The sequence below is a fragment of the Prosthecobacter sp. genome (assembly GCF_020439865.1).
In the GTDB taxonomy this organism is placed as follows: Bacteria; Verrucomicrobiota; Verrucomicrobiia; order Verrucomicrobiales; family Verrucomicrobiaceae; genus Prosthecobacter.
The window spans coordinates 76,113-90,027 of sequence record NZ_JAGRPF010000135.1 but is presented as its reverse complement, the minus strand read 5'-3'; the positions used below and the strand labels follow the sequence as shown (position 1 = coordinate 90,027).

The following is a 13,915-nucleotide window of genomic DNA, read 5'->3' as shown; positions in this document are numbered from 1 at the left end:
AATGTCCCTCGAAGACACTCTTTATCCGCTGCTCAAGCTCTATGAGGCGGCACCGCAACCGGTCAAAACGCTGGCGGGCCGTGCTTATCGAGCGGTTCCGGCGTCGCTTCGCTATGGTCCGGCCTACACTCGGTTTCAAAACGAGGCACGGGAAGTCGAAACTTGGGATGCGGAGAAGATTCGACGGTATCAGGTCGCAGCCTTGCGTGAATCGTTGATCGCCGCCTCGAAGGCTCCGTTTTATGCGGAGCGATTCGCGGATTGCGGAGTCGATCCGAAGAACTTCGAATCACTGGAGCAACTGAGGGGCTATCCTCTGCTGACAAAGCAGGATCTGCTGCTGCACCGCGAGCAGATGGTGAATCCGGATTTCGATACGAAGCTGAGGCTTTACATCACCACGGGTGGATCAAGCGGCGTGCCGGTGGGGTTTTACCTGCACAAAGGCGTGAGCCGTCCAAAAGAACAGGCTTATCTGGAAGCCCAGTGGTCACGGCGTGGCTATCAACCCGGAGATCGCGTGGCAGTGATCCGTGGCGGCGTCACCTCCAGTCGTGCCGACGGCAGCATCAGCTACTACGACGCCACGCGAAACTGGCTCATCCTGTCCTCCTACCATCTCACGCCAGAGCGTCTGCCGGAGTATGTGAAAGCCTTGAACCACTTTCGTCCGCAGCACCTGCATGCCTATCCGAGCGCAGCATTGATGCTGGCACGCGGACTGGAGCAGTCCGGTCTCAAACTCGATTTTTCGCTCACCTCGCTGCTTTGCGGTTCGGAAAAACTCACCGCCGAGTCACAGCAGAATCTGGAACACTTCTTCGGCGCCCGCGTCTTCCACTGGTATGGCCACAGCGAACGCGTCGTGCTCGCCGCGCAGGGGAGAACGTCGAATCACCTGCATTTCTGGCCCACCTACGGGTTCGTCGAATTCGGTGAGGCAAATGCGGAGGGCCATCGCGAAATTATCGGCACCACCTTTCACAATCACGTCATGCCGCTAATCCGCTATCGCACCGGCGACGTCTGCAAGCAGACAAACGGAGGCAGAGAGTTCGACTGGCCTGCCGTCAAGGCGGTCGTCGGCCGCGATTACGAATTCCTCGTCAGCGCCACGGGTCGCCACATCTCACTCACGGCGATCAACATGCACGATGACATCTTCGACGGCCTTCTGGCCGTGCAGTTTTTTCAAGAGCATCCCGCGGAGGTCGAATGCCGTTATCAAACCGGACCGAAGTGGCAGAACTCACGCGTGGAAGCGATGCGTTCCGGTTTGCTCGCAAAGCTGGGTGACGATTTCACCCTCACGTTGCGCGAAGTCGGCGAAGTCGAAAAAACCAGCAGCGGAAAGCACAAGTGGCTGATCACGACACTGAAATCATGATTTTGAAGGTTCTTCAATGAAACAACTCGCCCAATACCAAGACGGACGCCTGGAACTGCAGGAGGTGCCTGCACCCGTGCCACCGCCGGGAGGGATTCTGGTGCGGACTACGTGCTCGGTGATCTCGCCAGGGACGGAACGGATGAAGGTGGAGCAGGCACGGATGTCCCTGCTGCAAAAAGCGAAGGCGCGTCCAGATCAGGTGAAGAAGGTGATCGACACGGCAAAGACGCTCGGCTGGAAAGCGGCGATGGAGAAGGTTCGCAACCGTCTCGAATCACCGACACCTCTGGGCTATTCGGCGGCAGGTGTGGTGGTGGCGGTGGATGAGCTGAACTCGCGCTTCCGTGTGGGGGATCGTGTGGCCTGCGGCGGTGCCGAGTGCGCGTTTCATGCGGAGATGATTGCCGTGCCCGATTTGCTCGCGGCGCCGGTTCCGGAAGGCGTGGAAGACTGGCAGGCCGCCTACACGACTCTCGCGTCGATCTCGATGCAGGCGGTGCGGCAGGCGGACGTGCGACTGGGAGATCGCGTGATGGTGATGGGCCAGGGACTCGTAGGCCTGTTGGTGACGAGCTTGCTCAAAGCATCCGGAGCACGCGTCCTGTCTGTGGACTTCGTTGCATCACGACTTCAAGCCGCGCTGGCCATGGGTGCGGAACGCGTGGTGAATCCGGCGGAGTCCAAAGTGGAGGACATGGTGCGTGAATGGACGAACGGCGACGGAGTCGATGCCGTCCTGATCTGCGTGGGCGGCAAATCGAGCGGTCCGGCCGATCAGGCGATCGCGTGTCTGCGGGATCGCGGTGTGATGGTGATTACGGGCATCTACGATGCCGAGCTGTCGTGGAAGACAGCCTACATGAAGGACATTCAGGTTCGCTACTCGCGCAGCTACGGCCCCGGTCGCTACGACCCGCAGTATGAGTGGGGCGGGAAGGATTACCCGATCGGCTATGTGCGTTGGACGGAGAACCGGAACTTTGAAGCATGCCTCGAACTGATGCGCACGGGCCAGCTCGATTTGAAGCCGGTGACCACGCGCAAGGTGGTGTTTGGTGATGTTCTCGAGGTTTACGACAAGCTGGAGAGCGAGCTTGGGGTGGTTATTGAGTATCGGAATGCGGAATGTGGAGCGAGGAGTGCGGAACCCAAGCCAGCCTGTTCTTCTTCAGGCAGTCATTCCGAATTCCGAACTCCGAATTCCGAGTTTTTGGATGTCATCGGCGCGGGAAACTTTGCGCGCACGATGCTGCTGCCGCATCTGAAGGACAAGATCTCGCTGGGAGCCATTGTGAACGCCACGGGCCTGAGCGCTCGGCACGTGAAGGAGAAGTTTGGCTTTGCGAATGCGGAAACGGACGCGGCAAAGGTGTTCGCGAACGAAGGCGGAGCTGTGATAATCGGCACGCGTCATCATCTGCATGCACCGCTCGTGTTGAAGGCATTGCAAAGCGGGAAGCACGCTTTTGTCGAAAAGCCGCTGTGCCTCACTCAGCACGAGTTGGAGCAGATCGATGAAGCGATGGCCACCACGAACGGTAGCGTCATGGTGGGCTTCAACCGTCGCTTCGCTCCGGCGACGTTGGTGACGATGCAAACACTGAAGACCATTCCGGGGCCGAAGACGCTGGCGTTTCACGTGAATGCCGGCGTGCTGGCGCCGGATCACTGGTATGCCAATGTCGAGGAGAGCGGGGGGCGAGTGCTCGGTGAAGCCTGCCACTTCTTCGACTTCGCCTGTCATTTGCTCGGCAGGCCGGTGAAGGTGACGGCGCAGACAGTGGGAAGACCAAGAGTGCCGGACTCGGTGACGGCGCAGATCGAATTCGCGGATGGATCGTTAGCGCAGATTGTTTATTCGGCGGAAGGCGATTCCGCGTTTCCCAAGGAATCGTATCGCGTATTTGGCAACGGCGTCGTGATCGAATGCGAGAACTTCATGAAGCTGTCGGTTTTTCAAAAGCGGAAGCAGGCGGTAAAGAAGTTCGGCTCGAAAGGGCATGCAGAAGAGATGACGGCATGGCTGGCCTTCTTGAAGGAGGGCGCGCCCCATCCGCTGCCTTACGAACAAGCGCGGCAGAGCATGCGGATGACGTTTGCGGTGCTGGAGTCGATCAGGGAAGGAAGGACGATCGAATTGTGATGAACCCGGCCTGGTATGCCCAGCGACTCCGCGCCATGAGCGTGGGAGAGATCGGCCGGCGCGTGATGGAGCGCTGTGGCCGGCTGCGTGAGCCGACAGCCTTCAAGAAGGTCGCCCGCGAAGCATGGGACGGCAGGTTCATCGGTTTTCCGAAGCTGCCGTGGCGTGAGAGCGTGCCGCCGGAACTGCGCAAACAACTCGCGAGCGACGCGGAGAAACTCGTGCGCGGTGAATGGCAGTTGTTTGGCTGGAAGAACGTGGAGGTCGGCGCGCCGCCGTGCTGGCATCGCGATGCGATGCTGGGCGTGGTCATCGATCCCGACATTCCCTCGCGAAAACTCGATCATCGCTGCCTCGAACACGAGGCAGATGCGCGGGTGATCTGGGAGATCAACCGTTGGTCGGAAATGACACGCATGGCGATGCACAGCGCGCTGAATGGCGATGTGCATGCCATTCGTGTCTCACAACTTTGGCTGGAAGACTGGTGCGACCGCAACACGCCCGGCCATGGCATCAACTGGACGAGCCCGCTCGAAGCGGCACTGCGTCTGATAAACTTCTGCTGGTTCGACGCGCTCGTGCGTGGCTGCAACGATCCCGAACTCGCCCGCCGACAGGACGAACTGACCGCGCGCATCGTCCCCGTGCATGCGTGGTGGATTTGGAAGCGGAGGTCGTTCGGATCTTCGGCGAACAATCATCTCATCGGCGAACTGGCTGCATTGGTGATGGCTATCACACGCTGGCCGTCGCTCGCGCGTTCGATCACTTCTGCGCAACGCGTATGGAAGCTGCTCGAACGCGAGATTCTCCGGCAATTCGCCACGGACGGTGGAAACAAGGAGCAGGCGCTGCACTACCATCTCTTCGCGTGGGAGATGTGCTGGCATGCCGGGAAGGCGGCGAATGGTTTGACGGGTAAGGTTCTGGAAAGGCTGACGCAGGCGGCGCAGTTTTTCGTCGATGTCGTCGAAACGCCCGATGCATGGGACTTTGGCGACTCTGATGACGCGCAAGTGCTGCCGCTGGCTTTGAAGCGATCCAACGCGGTGGCGGAGTTTCGAGGCTGGTTGCTCAACCGGGGTGAAGGAGCCGCATTGCGTTTCTGGCTGGGCGAACCGCCGAAGGGTGTGAAAGCAGCCATGCGCAGCAAGTGGCTGGCGCATGAGGAGAGCGGTCTGGCCGTCTGGCGTGATGCGCGCTGGACGGTGCGCGCAGACGCTTCGCCTCTAGGGCTTGGCAGCATGGCGGCGCACGGACATCTCGATGCCATGCATGTCTCATTGTGGTTTGAACAGCACGCACTCGTCATCGATCCGGGCACCGGCGCCTACTACAGCGATCCTGCTTTGCGAGCACGACTGGCATCGTGGGAAGCACACAACGCTCCGGTGCCGATTTCAGGCAGGACGACTCCGCAGCGAATGGGATCATTTCTTTGGTCGAAACATCACGAAAAGCCGAGGCTGGATCTCATCAACGAGATTTGTTCGATGAGTTTCGCATGCGAGGGCCTCCGTGTGCAGCGCGCCGTGCATGCCACTCAGGAGCATGTGGAGATTTGCGATGATGTCGGCCAGACCGCACCGCACGTGGTGACCTGGCAGCTTGCACCTGGCTGGCGTATTGAAAAGAATCGTCCCAACGGTTTCGCCTGCCATCATGCTGATTCCGCCCCGGTGTATGTCACCCTGAATGGCGATGGCATCGAACAAACAGAGATCGTGAAGTGTGAGGCCTCGCCGCATTTCCGTGAACGGCTGACGACCCCGGGGATCAAGATCACATTTCGCGGCACGATGACGACGATCTGGCGAAAGGCAGGCTAGCGAGAAACAAAGTTCTGACACACGCAAGGCGCGGGAGATTCTCCTGCGCCTTTTTGTTTGCTGCGTCACGGCACCAGTTCCACGGCCTTGTAGCAGCGGTGCTCCAGGAGCGAAGGCAACAGGCCTTTGACGTTCGGCTGCACGAGGAAGGAGCGGACATACCAGTAAATCGGGATGATGGGGACTTCTTCGAGCATGAGGGTTTCTGCCTCATGCAGAATGGCGAAACGTTTGACCGGATCTCCTTCGAGGAAACTTTCCGAGAGGAGCGCATCGTAGCGCGGGCTGCTCCAACCGGTGTTGTTATTTCCGTCACCGGTTTTCCATAGGGCGAGGAAGGTGGAGGGATCAAGATAGTCGCCTACCCAGCCGGCACGACAGACATCGTAATCGAGCTTTCGCTGGGATTCGAGATAGACACCCCAGTCCTGATTCAAAACGCGAACGGGTATGTGGAGATTCTCCTTCCACATGGACTGCACGGCTTCCGCGATGGTGCGGTGGGCTTCGTTGGTGTTGATGAGAATGTCGAAGGTCGGCATGCTTTTGCCATCAGGAAATCCGGCCTCGGCCAGCAGCTTGCGCGCTTCATTGGGATCGAAGTGCATGACGTCTGGCGGTTGGTAACCAATGCCACAACCGGGAGGCGTGAGGCCGGTGGCTGGTTTTTGTCCGGCACGAAGGATGTTGCGACAGATGGATTCGCGATCGATGGCGAGGGCGAGCGCACGTCGGACCTTTGGATTGTCGAAAGGCTTCCGTGTAGTGTTGATGCGGTAGAAATAGGTGCTCAGCAGCGGTTCATCGCGATAGAAATCGGGACGTGTTTCGCGATAGCCGGGGATCTTGGCCAGCGGGAGCGTTTGCGTGACATGCAACTGACCGTCTAGGAAGGCGCGCTCTTCAGTGGTGTCACTGCTGATGGGGATGAAGGTGACGCCGTTGAGTTTGACGCTGGCGGCGTCCCAATAATAGGGATTCCGAATGGTTTCGACGGACTGGTTGATCCGCCAGCTTTTGAGCATGAAAGGCCCGTTGCCAACGAGATTGCCGGGGCGCGTCCAGCGCGTGTTGCGATCGGTCATGTTGCCGAACTTCTCAATCGCATGCCGGGGCACGGGGAACCACGAGTAGTGCTTCAGCATGCTGGGCAGGTAGGGAGCGGGACCGGCGAGAGTGATCTGTAAGGTGAGCGCATCGAGAGCCTTGACGCCGACCTGTGAGAAGTCGGTGATCTTGCCTGTGTAGAAGGCTTCCGCATTGAGCATGGGGAAGAGCATGTTCGCGTAGTCGGCTCCGAATTTTGCGGTAAGCATGCGCTCATAGGCGTACACGAAATCACCAGCTGTCACGGGTGTGCCGTCGCTCCACTTCCCATTGGGCTGGAGTTTAAAGGTCCACGTCGTGAAGTTCTCGTGGGTCCAGCTTGCAGCGGCACCGGGGCCGTCTGCATCAGGATTGTCCGGAGCCGGCGCCACCAGGCCTTCGAAGATGGCATGGAAGATGTGATGCTCCGGCTGGCCGGTGGCCAGTTGAGGATCGAGTGTCGCGGGTTCGGTGCCATTGCCGACAAGCAGAATTCCTTCACGTGTCGCGATGTCGATGCGGCGGGGCCGGTTTGTTCGGACATGATTAAACCACACGACGCCCACGAGGAAGACAACGAGAAGAAAGGCACGAACAAACCAGCGCATGGCGGCGATCATGACATGCGTTGGAGTTCGTGGCAACAAAACGGCCTCATGCGTGATGCATGAGGCCGCCAGGCAGGGATTGAGGCGCCCTGGTGTTGCAACTACCTGCCAAACCCGAAGCTAAAGCTGATCCCGCTGCGGCCGTATGACGGGCGGCAGTTGTTGTTGTAGCCAGGAGAATAGCCGCTGTATCCATGATGGTGACTGTGGCCAAAGCCATAGGACGGCCGTGGATTGCAAACACCACAGCTATGCGGCACGCGCTGCGTGACCCACTGCCCAACCGGGCGCCCGCAATGGTCATAGCCGACGACCTGATAGACTGCATATACAGGCGTGCCGCAGGGCATGTAGCTGATGATGCGGCGGCTGCCATTGCAGTAGCCATCGGCCTTGGCGGAGGTGGGAGCTGCGAAACCAAGAACTGCGGTGGCAGCGATGAGGGTGAGGATGGTTTTCATAGGAGGATGGAAGGATTGATTCCGCTCCTTGAGACGAACCTCCGCACGACCTATTCAACGAGCCGCAAAATTATTTCAGCTATTGCTGCGACATCGATTTGGGGTCGAGCGCATCACGCAGTCCATCACCGAGCGTGTTCAATGCGAGCAACGTGGCTGAGAAGAACAAGCCGGGATAAAGCAGCAGCCACGGTGAGACATCCATCACCCGCGAGCCGTCGCCCAGCAGCACGCCCCAGCTGGCATCCGGAGGCTGAATGCCTAGACCGAGAAAGCTCAATGAAGCCTCCAGCAGCATGATGCCGGGAATGGTAAGGCCGGCGTAGATGATGATCGTTCCGGCGAGGTTGGGCAGCAGGTGCTTGAAGAGAAGATGGATGAATCCGGCACCATTCGCCCTTGCCGCGACAACAAACTCGAGATTTTTCAGCGCAAGCACCTGACCACGTACGACGCGGGACATTGTCAGCCATTCCACCGCACCGATGGCGACGAAGATGAGCCAGAACTGCCTGCCAAAGATCACCATGAGCAGGATCACAAAGTTGATGAAGGGGAAACAGTAGATGATGTCCACGATTCGCATCATCACGGCATCCACGCGGCCACCTGCGAGACCCGAGACCATGCCGTAGCCCACTCCGATGATGGCGGCGACGGCCGTGGCCAGAAAGGCCACTTCGAGAGACACGCGACCGCCATAAAGAATGCGCGTGGCCATGTCGCGTCCGAGTGAATCGGTGCCGAGCCAATGAGAAGCGCTGGGACCTGCCGCTTTCAGTTCGAGGTCCTGCTCTGCCTGGGTGTAAGGCGAGAACATGGGACCGATGGCACAGGCGAGCACGAGCAGGACCAGGAACGCAAGCGCGACGCCATGAATGCGCTGGCGCATAAGCCGCTGCCACGCGGCCCGCATGGGGGAAACACTCTGCGGCGTCGTGTGGCTCATGCGTGAAGTCGGATGCGCGGGTTGAGCCATGCCTGCAGAATGTCCACGGCCAGATTGAAGCTGACGATGAGGACGGCGTAAAAAGCGGAGATGGCGATCAGCAACTCCTGATCGTTGTTGATCGCGGAAGCGATGAAGAACTGTCCGAGTCCCGGCAGTTGATAGACGGTTTCGACGATGAACGATCCGGTGAGCAAACCTGCTGCGGCAGGGCCAAGAAAGTTCAACACCGGAAGGCACGCCAGCTTTAACGCATGCTTGAAGATGATGGTGGTATTGTCCGCTCCTTTTGCCCGGGCGGTGCGGATGAACTCCTGCGCCAGCGTCTCGCGCAAACTACCGCGCGTGAGACGGGCAATGTAAGCGCTGTAAATAATGCCGAGGGTCATCGCGGGAAGCACCCAGTCAGAGGTGTCAAACCAGCCGGAGACATTGAACCAGCGCAGCTTGAGTCCGAAGAGGATGGCCAGCACCGGGCCCAGCACCATGCTCGGAGTGCAAATGCCGATCGTTGCCGCCAGTTGGCTGGTACGGTCTTCGAGGGTGTTGGGGCGCAGCGCGGCCTGCGCCCCGAGTGGCACGCCAATAATCAGGGCAAGCAGCAAAGCGGGAACGGCAATCGAAGCCGAGACCGGAAACCCCGAGACGATGATTTCATCCACGGTGCGGCCCGAAAAGAGCTGCGACTCAGGGAACTGGAACGTCGCGTAATGAACGATGTGCCGCCAAAGCTGCACCGGCCAAGGCTTGTCGAAGCCGTAGTATTCCATCTTCGCCGCCAGCGCTTCGGGTGAAAGCGTTCGCTCGGATCGGAACGGGCCGCCCGGGGAGGCCTTCAGAATCAGAAACGTGATCGTGATGACCGTGAAGATCACGACGACGCCCTGAACGAAGCGGCTGACGAGAAAGCGGATCATTTCGATTTCTCGTAGAGATCGCTGATGTCAGCGGCGGCGAGTTCGATGAGGTAGGTGGCGATCTTTTTCCCGAGCGCTTCGAGGTAGCGCTTTCCCTTGTCGGCGGTGCTGTGCTGAGGATCGCCGGATCCGGTGTCGTTGGTAGCTTTCGTCCACGCGCGCTGCGCCCAAGCCCATTTTTCGTTGATGGCCTTCAGTTTCCAGCGGTTGTCTGTGCCGGGTCCCCACTCAGACTTTGGCAGCACAAGTTCGGGGTGAAGGTGCATGATGAGGCTGGTTTCACGTTCGTCCGCGTGATCGCCGACGATGTTGAAAATATCGTCGCCTTTGACCGCATTGAACCAGCTCACGGTGGAGAGAAACATCTTGGGATGTTTCGCCTGCAACTCACGCAGCATCTGGCGGAAGTCGTTGCCACCGTGGCCGTTGAGGATGACGAATTTCATCACGCCCACGCCTCCGAGGCTGCTGATGACGTCCTCCAGCACCATCATCTGCGTGGTGGGGTTCATGTTGATGCAGAACGGAATGTCGAGCTGTCCGGTCTGCACGCCGAAAGGCATGTTCGGCAGGATGGCCACCTTTGCACCCGCCTCCCACGCGATGCGTCCGGCTTCAGCGGCGATGGCGTCGTTCTGCAGCGAGTCAGTGGCGTAAGGCAGATGCCAGTTGTGCGCCTCTGTGGCTCCCCATGGCAGCACGGCAGCCTCGTAGCGCGTGGCTTTGACGTGTTTCCAGTTGGTTTCGGCGATGATCCAAGGTCTCGGGCTCATAGGTTTGCAGGTTTAAGGTTTCAAGCTGCCGATGGCAATAGCGTTTGGACTCAAACCGATGTTTCGCTGCCCGCCTTCCTTTTTGCGCCGCTGGGGTTGAAATCAGCGGCTCCGGCAGAATGGTGTACGTCATGTTTGAGTCGCGAACCGACCCTCTTGCGCCGCAGCACGTCTTTCTGGGGCGTTTCCTGCGCTACTTTGCCTCGGCGGCCGGATTGGTGGGGGCTGCGCTGGGCGCGGGCGTTTTGGGCTATCACTACATCGGTGAACTGGGCTGGATCGACAGCATACTGAACGCTTCCATGATCCTCGGCGGCATGGGACCGGTCGATCCGCTGAAAAACGACGCAGCGAAACTCTTTGCGTCCGCCTACGCGTTGTTCAGCGGGCTGGTGGCCATCACGGTCATGGGCATGGTGCTTGCTCCGCTGGCGCATCGGGCGTTGCACATGTTTCATCTTGAAGAGGAGGACCCAAAGTCATGAGCAAGGAACGAGTCGTCATCGTTGGAGCCAGCGACAATCCGGAGCGCTACAGCAACAGAGCCCTGCTGCTTCTTCGCAAGCACGGGCATGAAGTGATCCCGGTGCACCCAAAGCTGGCGGAAATCGACGGGATCAAGGTCGTGCCCGATTTGAGCGCCATTACGGACAAGGTGGACACTGTGACGATGTATGTCGGCGCGGCGATCTCGTCAGGATTGAAGGACAGGCTGGTCGTCCTCAAGCCCAAGCGGGTGATTTTCAATCCCGGCGCGGAAAACGGGGAACTGGTGGAGGCTTTGCAAAAGGCCGGAATTGCCTGCGAGGAGGCCTGCACGCTGGTGCTTTTGAACACAGGGCAGTTTTGAACGATCTCGTTGAGCCTTCGGTCTAACTAAAACTAAAGACCATGCTCGAAATCCAAAAAGCTCGAATCTATGAACGCAGCCGCCTGAGGGCGAAGGGTGTGTCCGATGATGAGATCGAAAAGGTGCAGCATCTGCCCTTCACACCAGCCTTTGTGGGTGGGAAACGTCGTTCGCGAGACACTGACTCCTTTGATCGGGACGGACAGATCCCGTCTGAGCAGTTCGCGTTCCGCCGGGGGCGCTGAAGCAGCGGCCTTGCCCTGCTGCCACGACCTGCTAGCATCGCGGCACACGACGCATGCCCGCGAACCGCTTTTATTCCTTCTTCGACTTCGAGACGCTCGACGAGCGCCCGCGCCATGAGGGCGAGTATCGAAACGCATTTCAGATCGACCGCGACCGCATCATCCACAGCAGCGCGTTCCGTCGTCTGCAGAGCAAAACGCAGGTGTTTCTCTCGGGCGAATATGATTTCTACCGCACGCGGCTCACCCACAGCATCGAGGTGGCGCAAATCGGACGAAGCATCTGCGGCTGGCTGGCCCAGCAGAGCCAGTATCTCGATGACGACTGCTTCATCGATCCGGACCTCGTCGAAAGCGCGTGCCTGAGCCACGATCTCGGCCATCCGCCGTTCGGACATGCGGGTGAGCGCACACTGCACCGGCTCATGGAGCCGTATGGCGGGTTTGAAGGCAATGCGCAGACACTGCGCATCCTGACGCAGACGCTTTTCAGCGAAGGCCGTGTCGGCATGAACCCGACGCGCGCATTGCTGGACGGCGTGCTCAAATACAAGACGCTATTCGCCGAAAAACCGGCCAACAAGGCCAACCACTACCTTTATAACGACCAAGAGCGCTGGCTTGACTTCACCTTGGGCGGACAGGCGTTTCCCGTCGAACTCACGCCGGGCAAAGTGCGCAATGGATTCAAGAGCATCGAGTGCCAGATCATGGACTGGGCGGACGACACAGCCTACTCGCTCAATGACCTTGCGGATGGCATCCACGCGGGATTCATCAACGTGAGCAAAGTGGAACGGTGGGCGGCTGATCAGGCACTCGAGGACGAAGACGGCACCAATGTCGAGTTTCTCTGCAAAGCGATGCGCGACGGACGCGTCGAAGGCCGGCTCAATCGTCTCATTGGCGAGTGCATTCGTGCCACGAAGCTCGTTCCAAACGCAAACTTCCTCAGCCAGAGCACGAAGCGGCATCAGTTCGTGCTCGAAATCGATCCCGCGCAACGTCGGCGGGCTGATCTGCACAAGAAGATCGCGCTCGACCTGGTCTTCCTCAGTCCACAGCTCCAGCAGCTCGATCACAAGGCGGATTTCATTCTCAAACGCATGTTTGATGTGCTTCGCGAGCGCTACATCGAGCCCTCACAACCCAAGGGATTGCATCTGATGCCCGCGGCGATCGAGAAACAGATTCTAGAAGCCGAAAGCGCCAGCGAACGCGCCCGTCTCGTCTGCGACTGGATTGCAAACATGACAGATCACTTCGCCTTCCGCACCTACCGCCGTCTGTTCGACGCCGACTTCGGTTCGATCACAGATTTCGTGTGAGGCATCCAAACAAAACGCCGCTCCATGACGGAACGGCGTTTTGCCAGGATATATGAATCGGAGACCCGCGCTCGATTACAGCGCCGCAATGCGCTTGCAGACTTCCTCGACGTTCGCGCGGCTGTTGAAGGCGCTGATGCGGAAGTAGCCTTCGCCGGCGCTGCCGAAGCCGCTGCCGGGTGTGATGACGACATTCGCTTCGTTGAGCATCTTGTCGAACATCTGCCAGCTGGTGAGGCCGTTCGGGCAGCCGACCCAGACGTAAGGAGCGTTCACACCGCCATAGACAGCGAGCCCGGCCTTCTTGCAGGCTTCGACGAGCAGCTTCGCATTGCCCATGTAGTGCTCGATGAGCGCCGCCACCTGCGCCTTGCCCTCGGGCGAGTAGATCGCCTCGGCACCGCGCTGCACGATGTAGCTCGTGCCGTTGAACTTCGTGCTATGGCGGCGGCTCCAGAGCGGATGGATGGCCTGCTTCGTGCCGTCCCTCTTCTTGCCCATCAATCCCTTCGGAATGACGACGATGCCACAACGCACACCGGTAAATCCGCCGTTCTTTGAGAAGCTGCGGAATTCGATCGCGCAATCGCGAGCACCTTCGATCTCGAAGATGGAGCGCGGAACCGATGGATCTTTGATGAAGGCCTCGTAGGCGGCGTCGTAGAGGATGATCGTGCCGTTGGCGCGGGCGTATTTCACCCAGGCTTCCAGCTGCGCACGCGTGGCGGTGGCTCCGGTCGGATTGTTCGGGTAGCAGAGATAGACGAGGTCCATCGGCTCGCTCGGAATCTCGGGCACAAAGCCGTTTTCAGGCGTGCACTTGAGGTAGTGCAGTCCGGCATAGGCCCCGGCTTCATTGGCATCGCCGGTGTTGCCGGCCATGACGTTCGTATCGACGTAAACCGGATACACCGGGTCGGTGATGGCGATTTTGTTTCCGGCGCCGAAGATGTCGAGGATGTTGCCGGTGTCGCACTTGCTACCGTCGGAGATGAAGATCTCATCGGCCTCCACGTTGATGCCGCGGGCTTTGAAATCGTTGTCAGCGATCGCATTGCGCAGGAAATCGTAACCCTGCTCCGGGCCGTAGCCGCGGAAGGTGTTGCGGTCGCCCATTTCATCGACGGCCTTGTGCATGGCCGTGCGCACAGCTTCCGGCAGCGCCTCGGTCACATCGCCGATGCCACAGCGGATCAGGCGCTTCGCAGCCTCCGGGTTCGCCTCGGTGAAGGCTTTCACGCGCCGGGCGATTTCGGGGAAGAGGTAACCGGCTTTGAGCTTTTTGTAGTTTTCGTTGATGTAGGCCATGGCGTTGGAAAAAGGGCGGGCAGTG

General features: G+C 59.3%; 13 protein-coding genes. 7 read left to right on the top strand and 6 right to left on the bottom strand.

Translation table 11 applies throughout. From position 1 onward, the window contains the following. Nucleotide 1 precedes the first annotated feature (1 nt). From KDL09_RS16100 to KDL09_RS16090, 3 genes are read left to right on the top strand one after another with little or no spacing between them, the layout of a single operon-like run. A complete protein-coding gene (locus tag KDL09_RS16100; RefSeq protein ID WP_294387241.1) occupies nucleotides 2-1,387 on the top strand; it encodes a hypothetical protein in 1,386 nt (461 codons plus the stop codon). Between the two features lie 16 nt (nucleotides 1,388-1,403). Further along, nucleotides 1,404-3,533, top strand: coding sequence for a bi-domain-containing oxidoreductase (locus tag KDL09_RS16095; RefSeq protein WP_294387238.1), 2,130 nt, complete (start codon nucleotides 1,404-1,406; stop codon nucleotides 3,531-3,533). A gap of 35 nt (nucleotides 3,534-3,568) precedes the next feature. Then, on the top strand, nucleotides 3,569-5,365 hold the full coding sequence (locus KDL09_RS16090; RefSeq protein ID WP_294387236.1) for a heparinase II/III family protein: 1,797 nt from the start codon (nucleotides 3,569-3,571) through the stop codon (nucleotides 5,363-5,365). 65 nt (nucleotides 5,366-5,430) lie between these two features. Here KDL09_RS16090 and KDL09_RS16085 read toward each other — a convergent pair whose 3' ends face one another. The 5 genes from KDL09_RS16085 to KDL09_RS16065 all read right to left on the bottom strand — a co-directional run bounded on the left by KDL09_RS16085 (nucleotide 5,431) and on the right by KDL09_RS16065 (nucleotide 10,159). Beyond that, on the bottom strand, nucleotides 5,431-7,071 hold the full coding sequence (locus tag KDL09_RS16085) for a peptide ABC transporter substrate-binding protein (RefSeq protein ID WP_294387234.1): 1,641 nt from the start codon (nucleotides 7,069-7,071) through the stop codon (nucleotides 5,431-5,433). A gap of 89 nt (nucleotides 7,072-7,160) precedes the next feature. Continuing rightward, nucleotides 7,161-7,520 carry a hypothetical protein gene (locus tag KDL09_RS16080; RefSeq protein ID WP_294387231.1) on the bottom strand — a complete coding sequence of 120 codons (360 nt, stop codon included), beginning with the start codon at nucleotides 7,518-7,520 and terminating at the stop codon, nucleotides 7,161-7,163. 79 nt (nucleotides 7,521-7,599) lie between these two features. After that, nucleotides 7,600-8,469, bottom strand: a complete 870-nt coding sequence (locus KDL09_RS16075) for an ABC transporter permease (RefSeq protein ID WP_294387230.1) — start codon at nucleotides 8,467-8,469, stop codon at nucleotides 7,600-7,602. Next, the gene (locus KDL09_RS16070) at nucleotides 8,466-9,386 is read right to left on the bottom strand and encodes an ABC transporter permease (RefSeq protein ID WP_294387228.1); all 921 of its coding nucleotides are present in this window, start codon (nucleotides 9,384-9,386) and stop codon (nucleotides 8,466-8,468) included. Before KDL09_RS16070 ends, KDL09_RS16075 begins: the two co-directional genes overlap by 4 nt. Continuing rightward, nucleotides 9,383-10,159 carry a creatininase family protein gene (locus tag KDL09_RS16065; protein ID WP_294387226.1) on the bottom strand — a complete coding sequence of 259 codons (777 nt, stop codon included), beginning with the start codon at nucleotides 10,157-10,159 and terminating at the stop codon, nucleotides 9,383-9,385. The genes KDL09_RS16070 and KDL09_RS16065 overlap by 4 nt, the downstream gene beginning before the upstream one ends. A 131-nt stretch (nucleotides 10,160-10,290) precedes the next feature. Here KDL09_RS16065 and KDL09_RS16060 point away from each other — a divergent pair, with 131 nt between their 5' ends. Genes KDL09_RS16060 through dgt form a run of 4 tightly spaced genes read left to right on the top strand, consistent with a single transcriptional unit; the run spans nucleotide 10,291 to nucleotide 12,582 of the window. Continuing rightward, on the top strand, nucleotides 10,291-10,644 hold the full coding sequence (locus KDL09_RS16060) for a hypothetical protein (protein ID WP_294387225.1): 354 nt from the start codon (nucleotides 10,291-10,293) through the stop codon (nucleotides 10,642-10,644). Continuing rightward, a complete protein-coding gene (locus KDL09_RS16055) occupies nucleotides 10,641-11,009 on the top strand; it encodes a CoA-binding protein (RefSeq protein WP_294387223.1) in 369 nt (122 codons plus the stop codon). Before KDL09_RS16060 ends, KDL09_RS16055 begins: the two co-directional genes overlap by 4 nt. Nucleotides 11,010-11,050: 41 nt before the next feature. Then, on the top strand, nucleotides 11,051-11,254 hold the full coding sequence (locus tag KDL09_RS16050; RefSeq protein WP_294387221.1) for a hypothetical protein: 204 nt from the start codon (nucleotides 11,051-11,053) through the stop codon (nucleotides 11,252-11,254). 53 nt (nucleotides 11,255-11,307) lie between these two features. Next, entirely contained in the window at nucleotides 11,308-12,582 is a 1,275-nt protein-coding gene (gene dgt / locus KDL09_RS16045; protein ID WP_294387218.1) for a dGTP triphosphohydrolase, read from the top strand. A gap of 75 nt (nucleotides 12,583-12,657) precedes the next feature. Here dgt and KDL09_RS16040 read toward each other — a convergent pair whose 3' ends face one another. Continuing rightward, the gene (locus tag KDL09_RS16040; protein ID WP_294387216.1) at nucleotides 12,658-13,890 is read right to left on the bottom strand and encodes an LL-diaminopimelate aminotransferase; all 1,233 of its coding nucleotides are present in this window, start codon (nucleotides 13,888-13,890) and stop codon (nucleotides 12,658-12,660) included. Between the last annotated feature and the right edge of the window lie 25 nt (nucleotides 13,891-13,915).

What these genes read in the sequence shown, in the direction of transcription:
- dgt (WP_294387218.1), top strand. Translation starts at nt 11,308, where the DNA reads ATGCCCGCGAACCGCTTTTATTCCTTCTTCGACTTCGAGACGCTCGAC.
- KDL09_RS16085 (WP_294387234.1), bottom strand. Translation starts at nt 7,071, where the DNA reads ATGATCGCCGCCATGCGCTGGTTTGTTCGTGCCTTTCTTCTCGTTGTC.
- KDL09_RS16060 (WP_294387225.1), top strand. Translation starts at nt 10,291, where the DNA reads ATGTTTGAGTCGCGAACCGACCCTCTTGCGCCGCAGCACGTCTTTCTG.
- KDL09_RS16050 (WP_294387221.1), top strand. Translation starts at nt 11,051, where the DNA reads ATGCTCGAAATCCAAAAAGCTCGAATCTATGAACGCAGCCGCCTGAGG.
- KDL09_RS16070 (WP_294387228.1), bottom strand. Translation starts at nt 9,386, where the DNA reads ATGATCCGCTTTCTCGTCAGCCGCTTCGTTCAGGGCGTCGTCGTGATC.
- KDL09_RS16055 (WP_294387223.1), top strand. Translation starts at nt 10,641, where the DNA reads ATGAGCAAGGAACGAGTCGTCATCGTTGGAGCCAGCGACAATCCGGAG.
- KDL09_RS16065 (WP_294387226.1), bottom strand. Translation starts at nt 10,159, where the DNA reads ATGAGCCCGAGACCTTGGATCATCGCCGAAACCAACTGGAAACACGTC.
- KDL09_RS16080 (WP_294387231.1), bottom strand. Translation starts at nt 7,520, where the DNA reads ATGAAAACCATCCTCACCCTCATCGCTGCCACCGCAGTTCTTGGTTTC.
- KDL09_RS16040 (WP_294387216.1), bottom strand. Translation starts at nt 13,890, where the DNA reads ATGGCCTACATCAACGAAAACTACAAAAAGCTCAAAGCCGGTTACCTC.
- KDL09_RS16075 (WP_294387230.1), bottom strand. Translation starts at nt 8,469, where the DNA reads ATGAGCCACACGACGCCGCAGAGTGTTTCCCCCATGCGGGCCGCGTGG.
- KDL09_RS16100 (WP_294387241.1), top strand. Translation starts at nt 2, where the DNA reads ATGTCCCTCGAAGACACTCTTTATCCGCTGCTCAAGCTCTATGAGGCG.
- KDL09_RS16090 (WP_294387236.1), top strand. Translation starts at nt 3,569, where the DNA reads ATGAGCGTGGGAGAGATCGGCCGGCGCGTGATGGAGCGCTGTGGCCGG.
- KDL09_RS16095 (WP_294387238.1), top strand. Translation starts at nt 1,404, where the DNA reads ATGAAACAACTCGCCCAATACCAAGACGGACGCCTGGAACTGCAGGAG.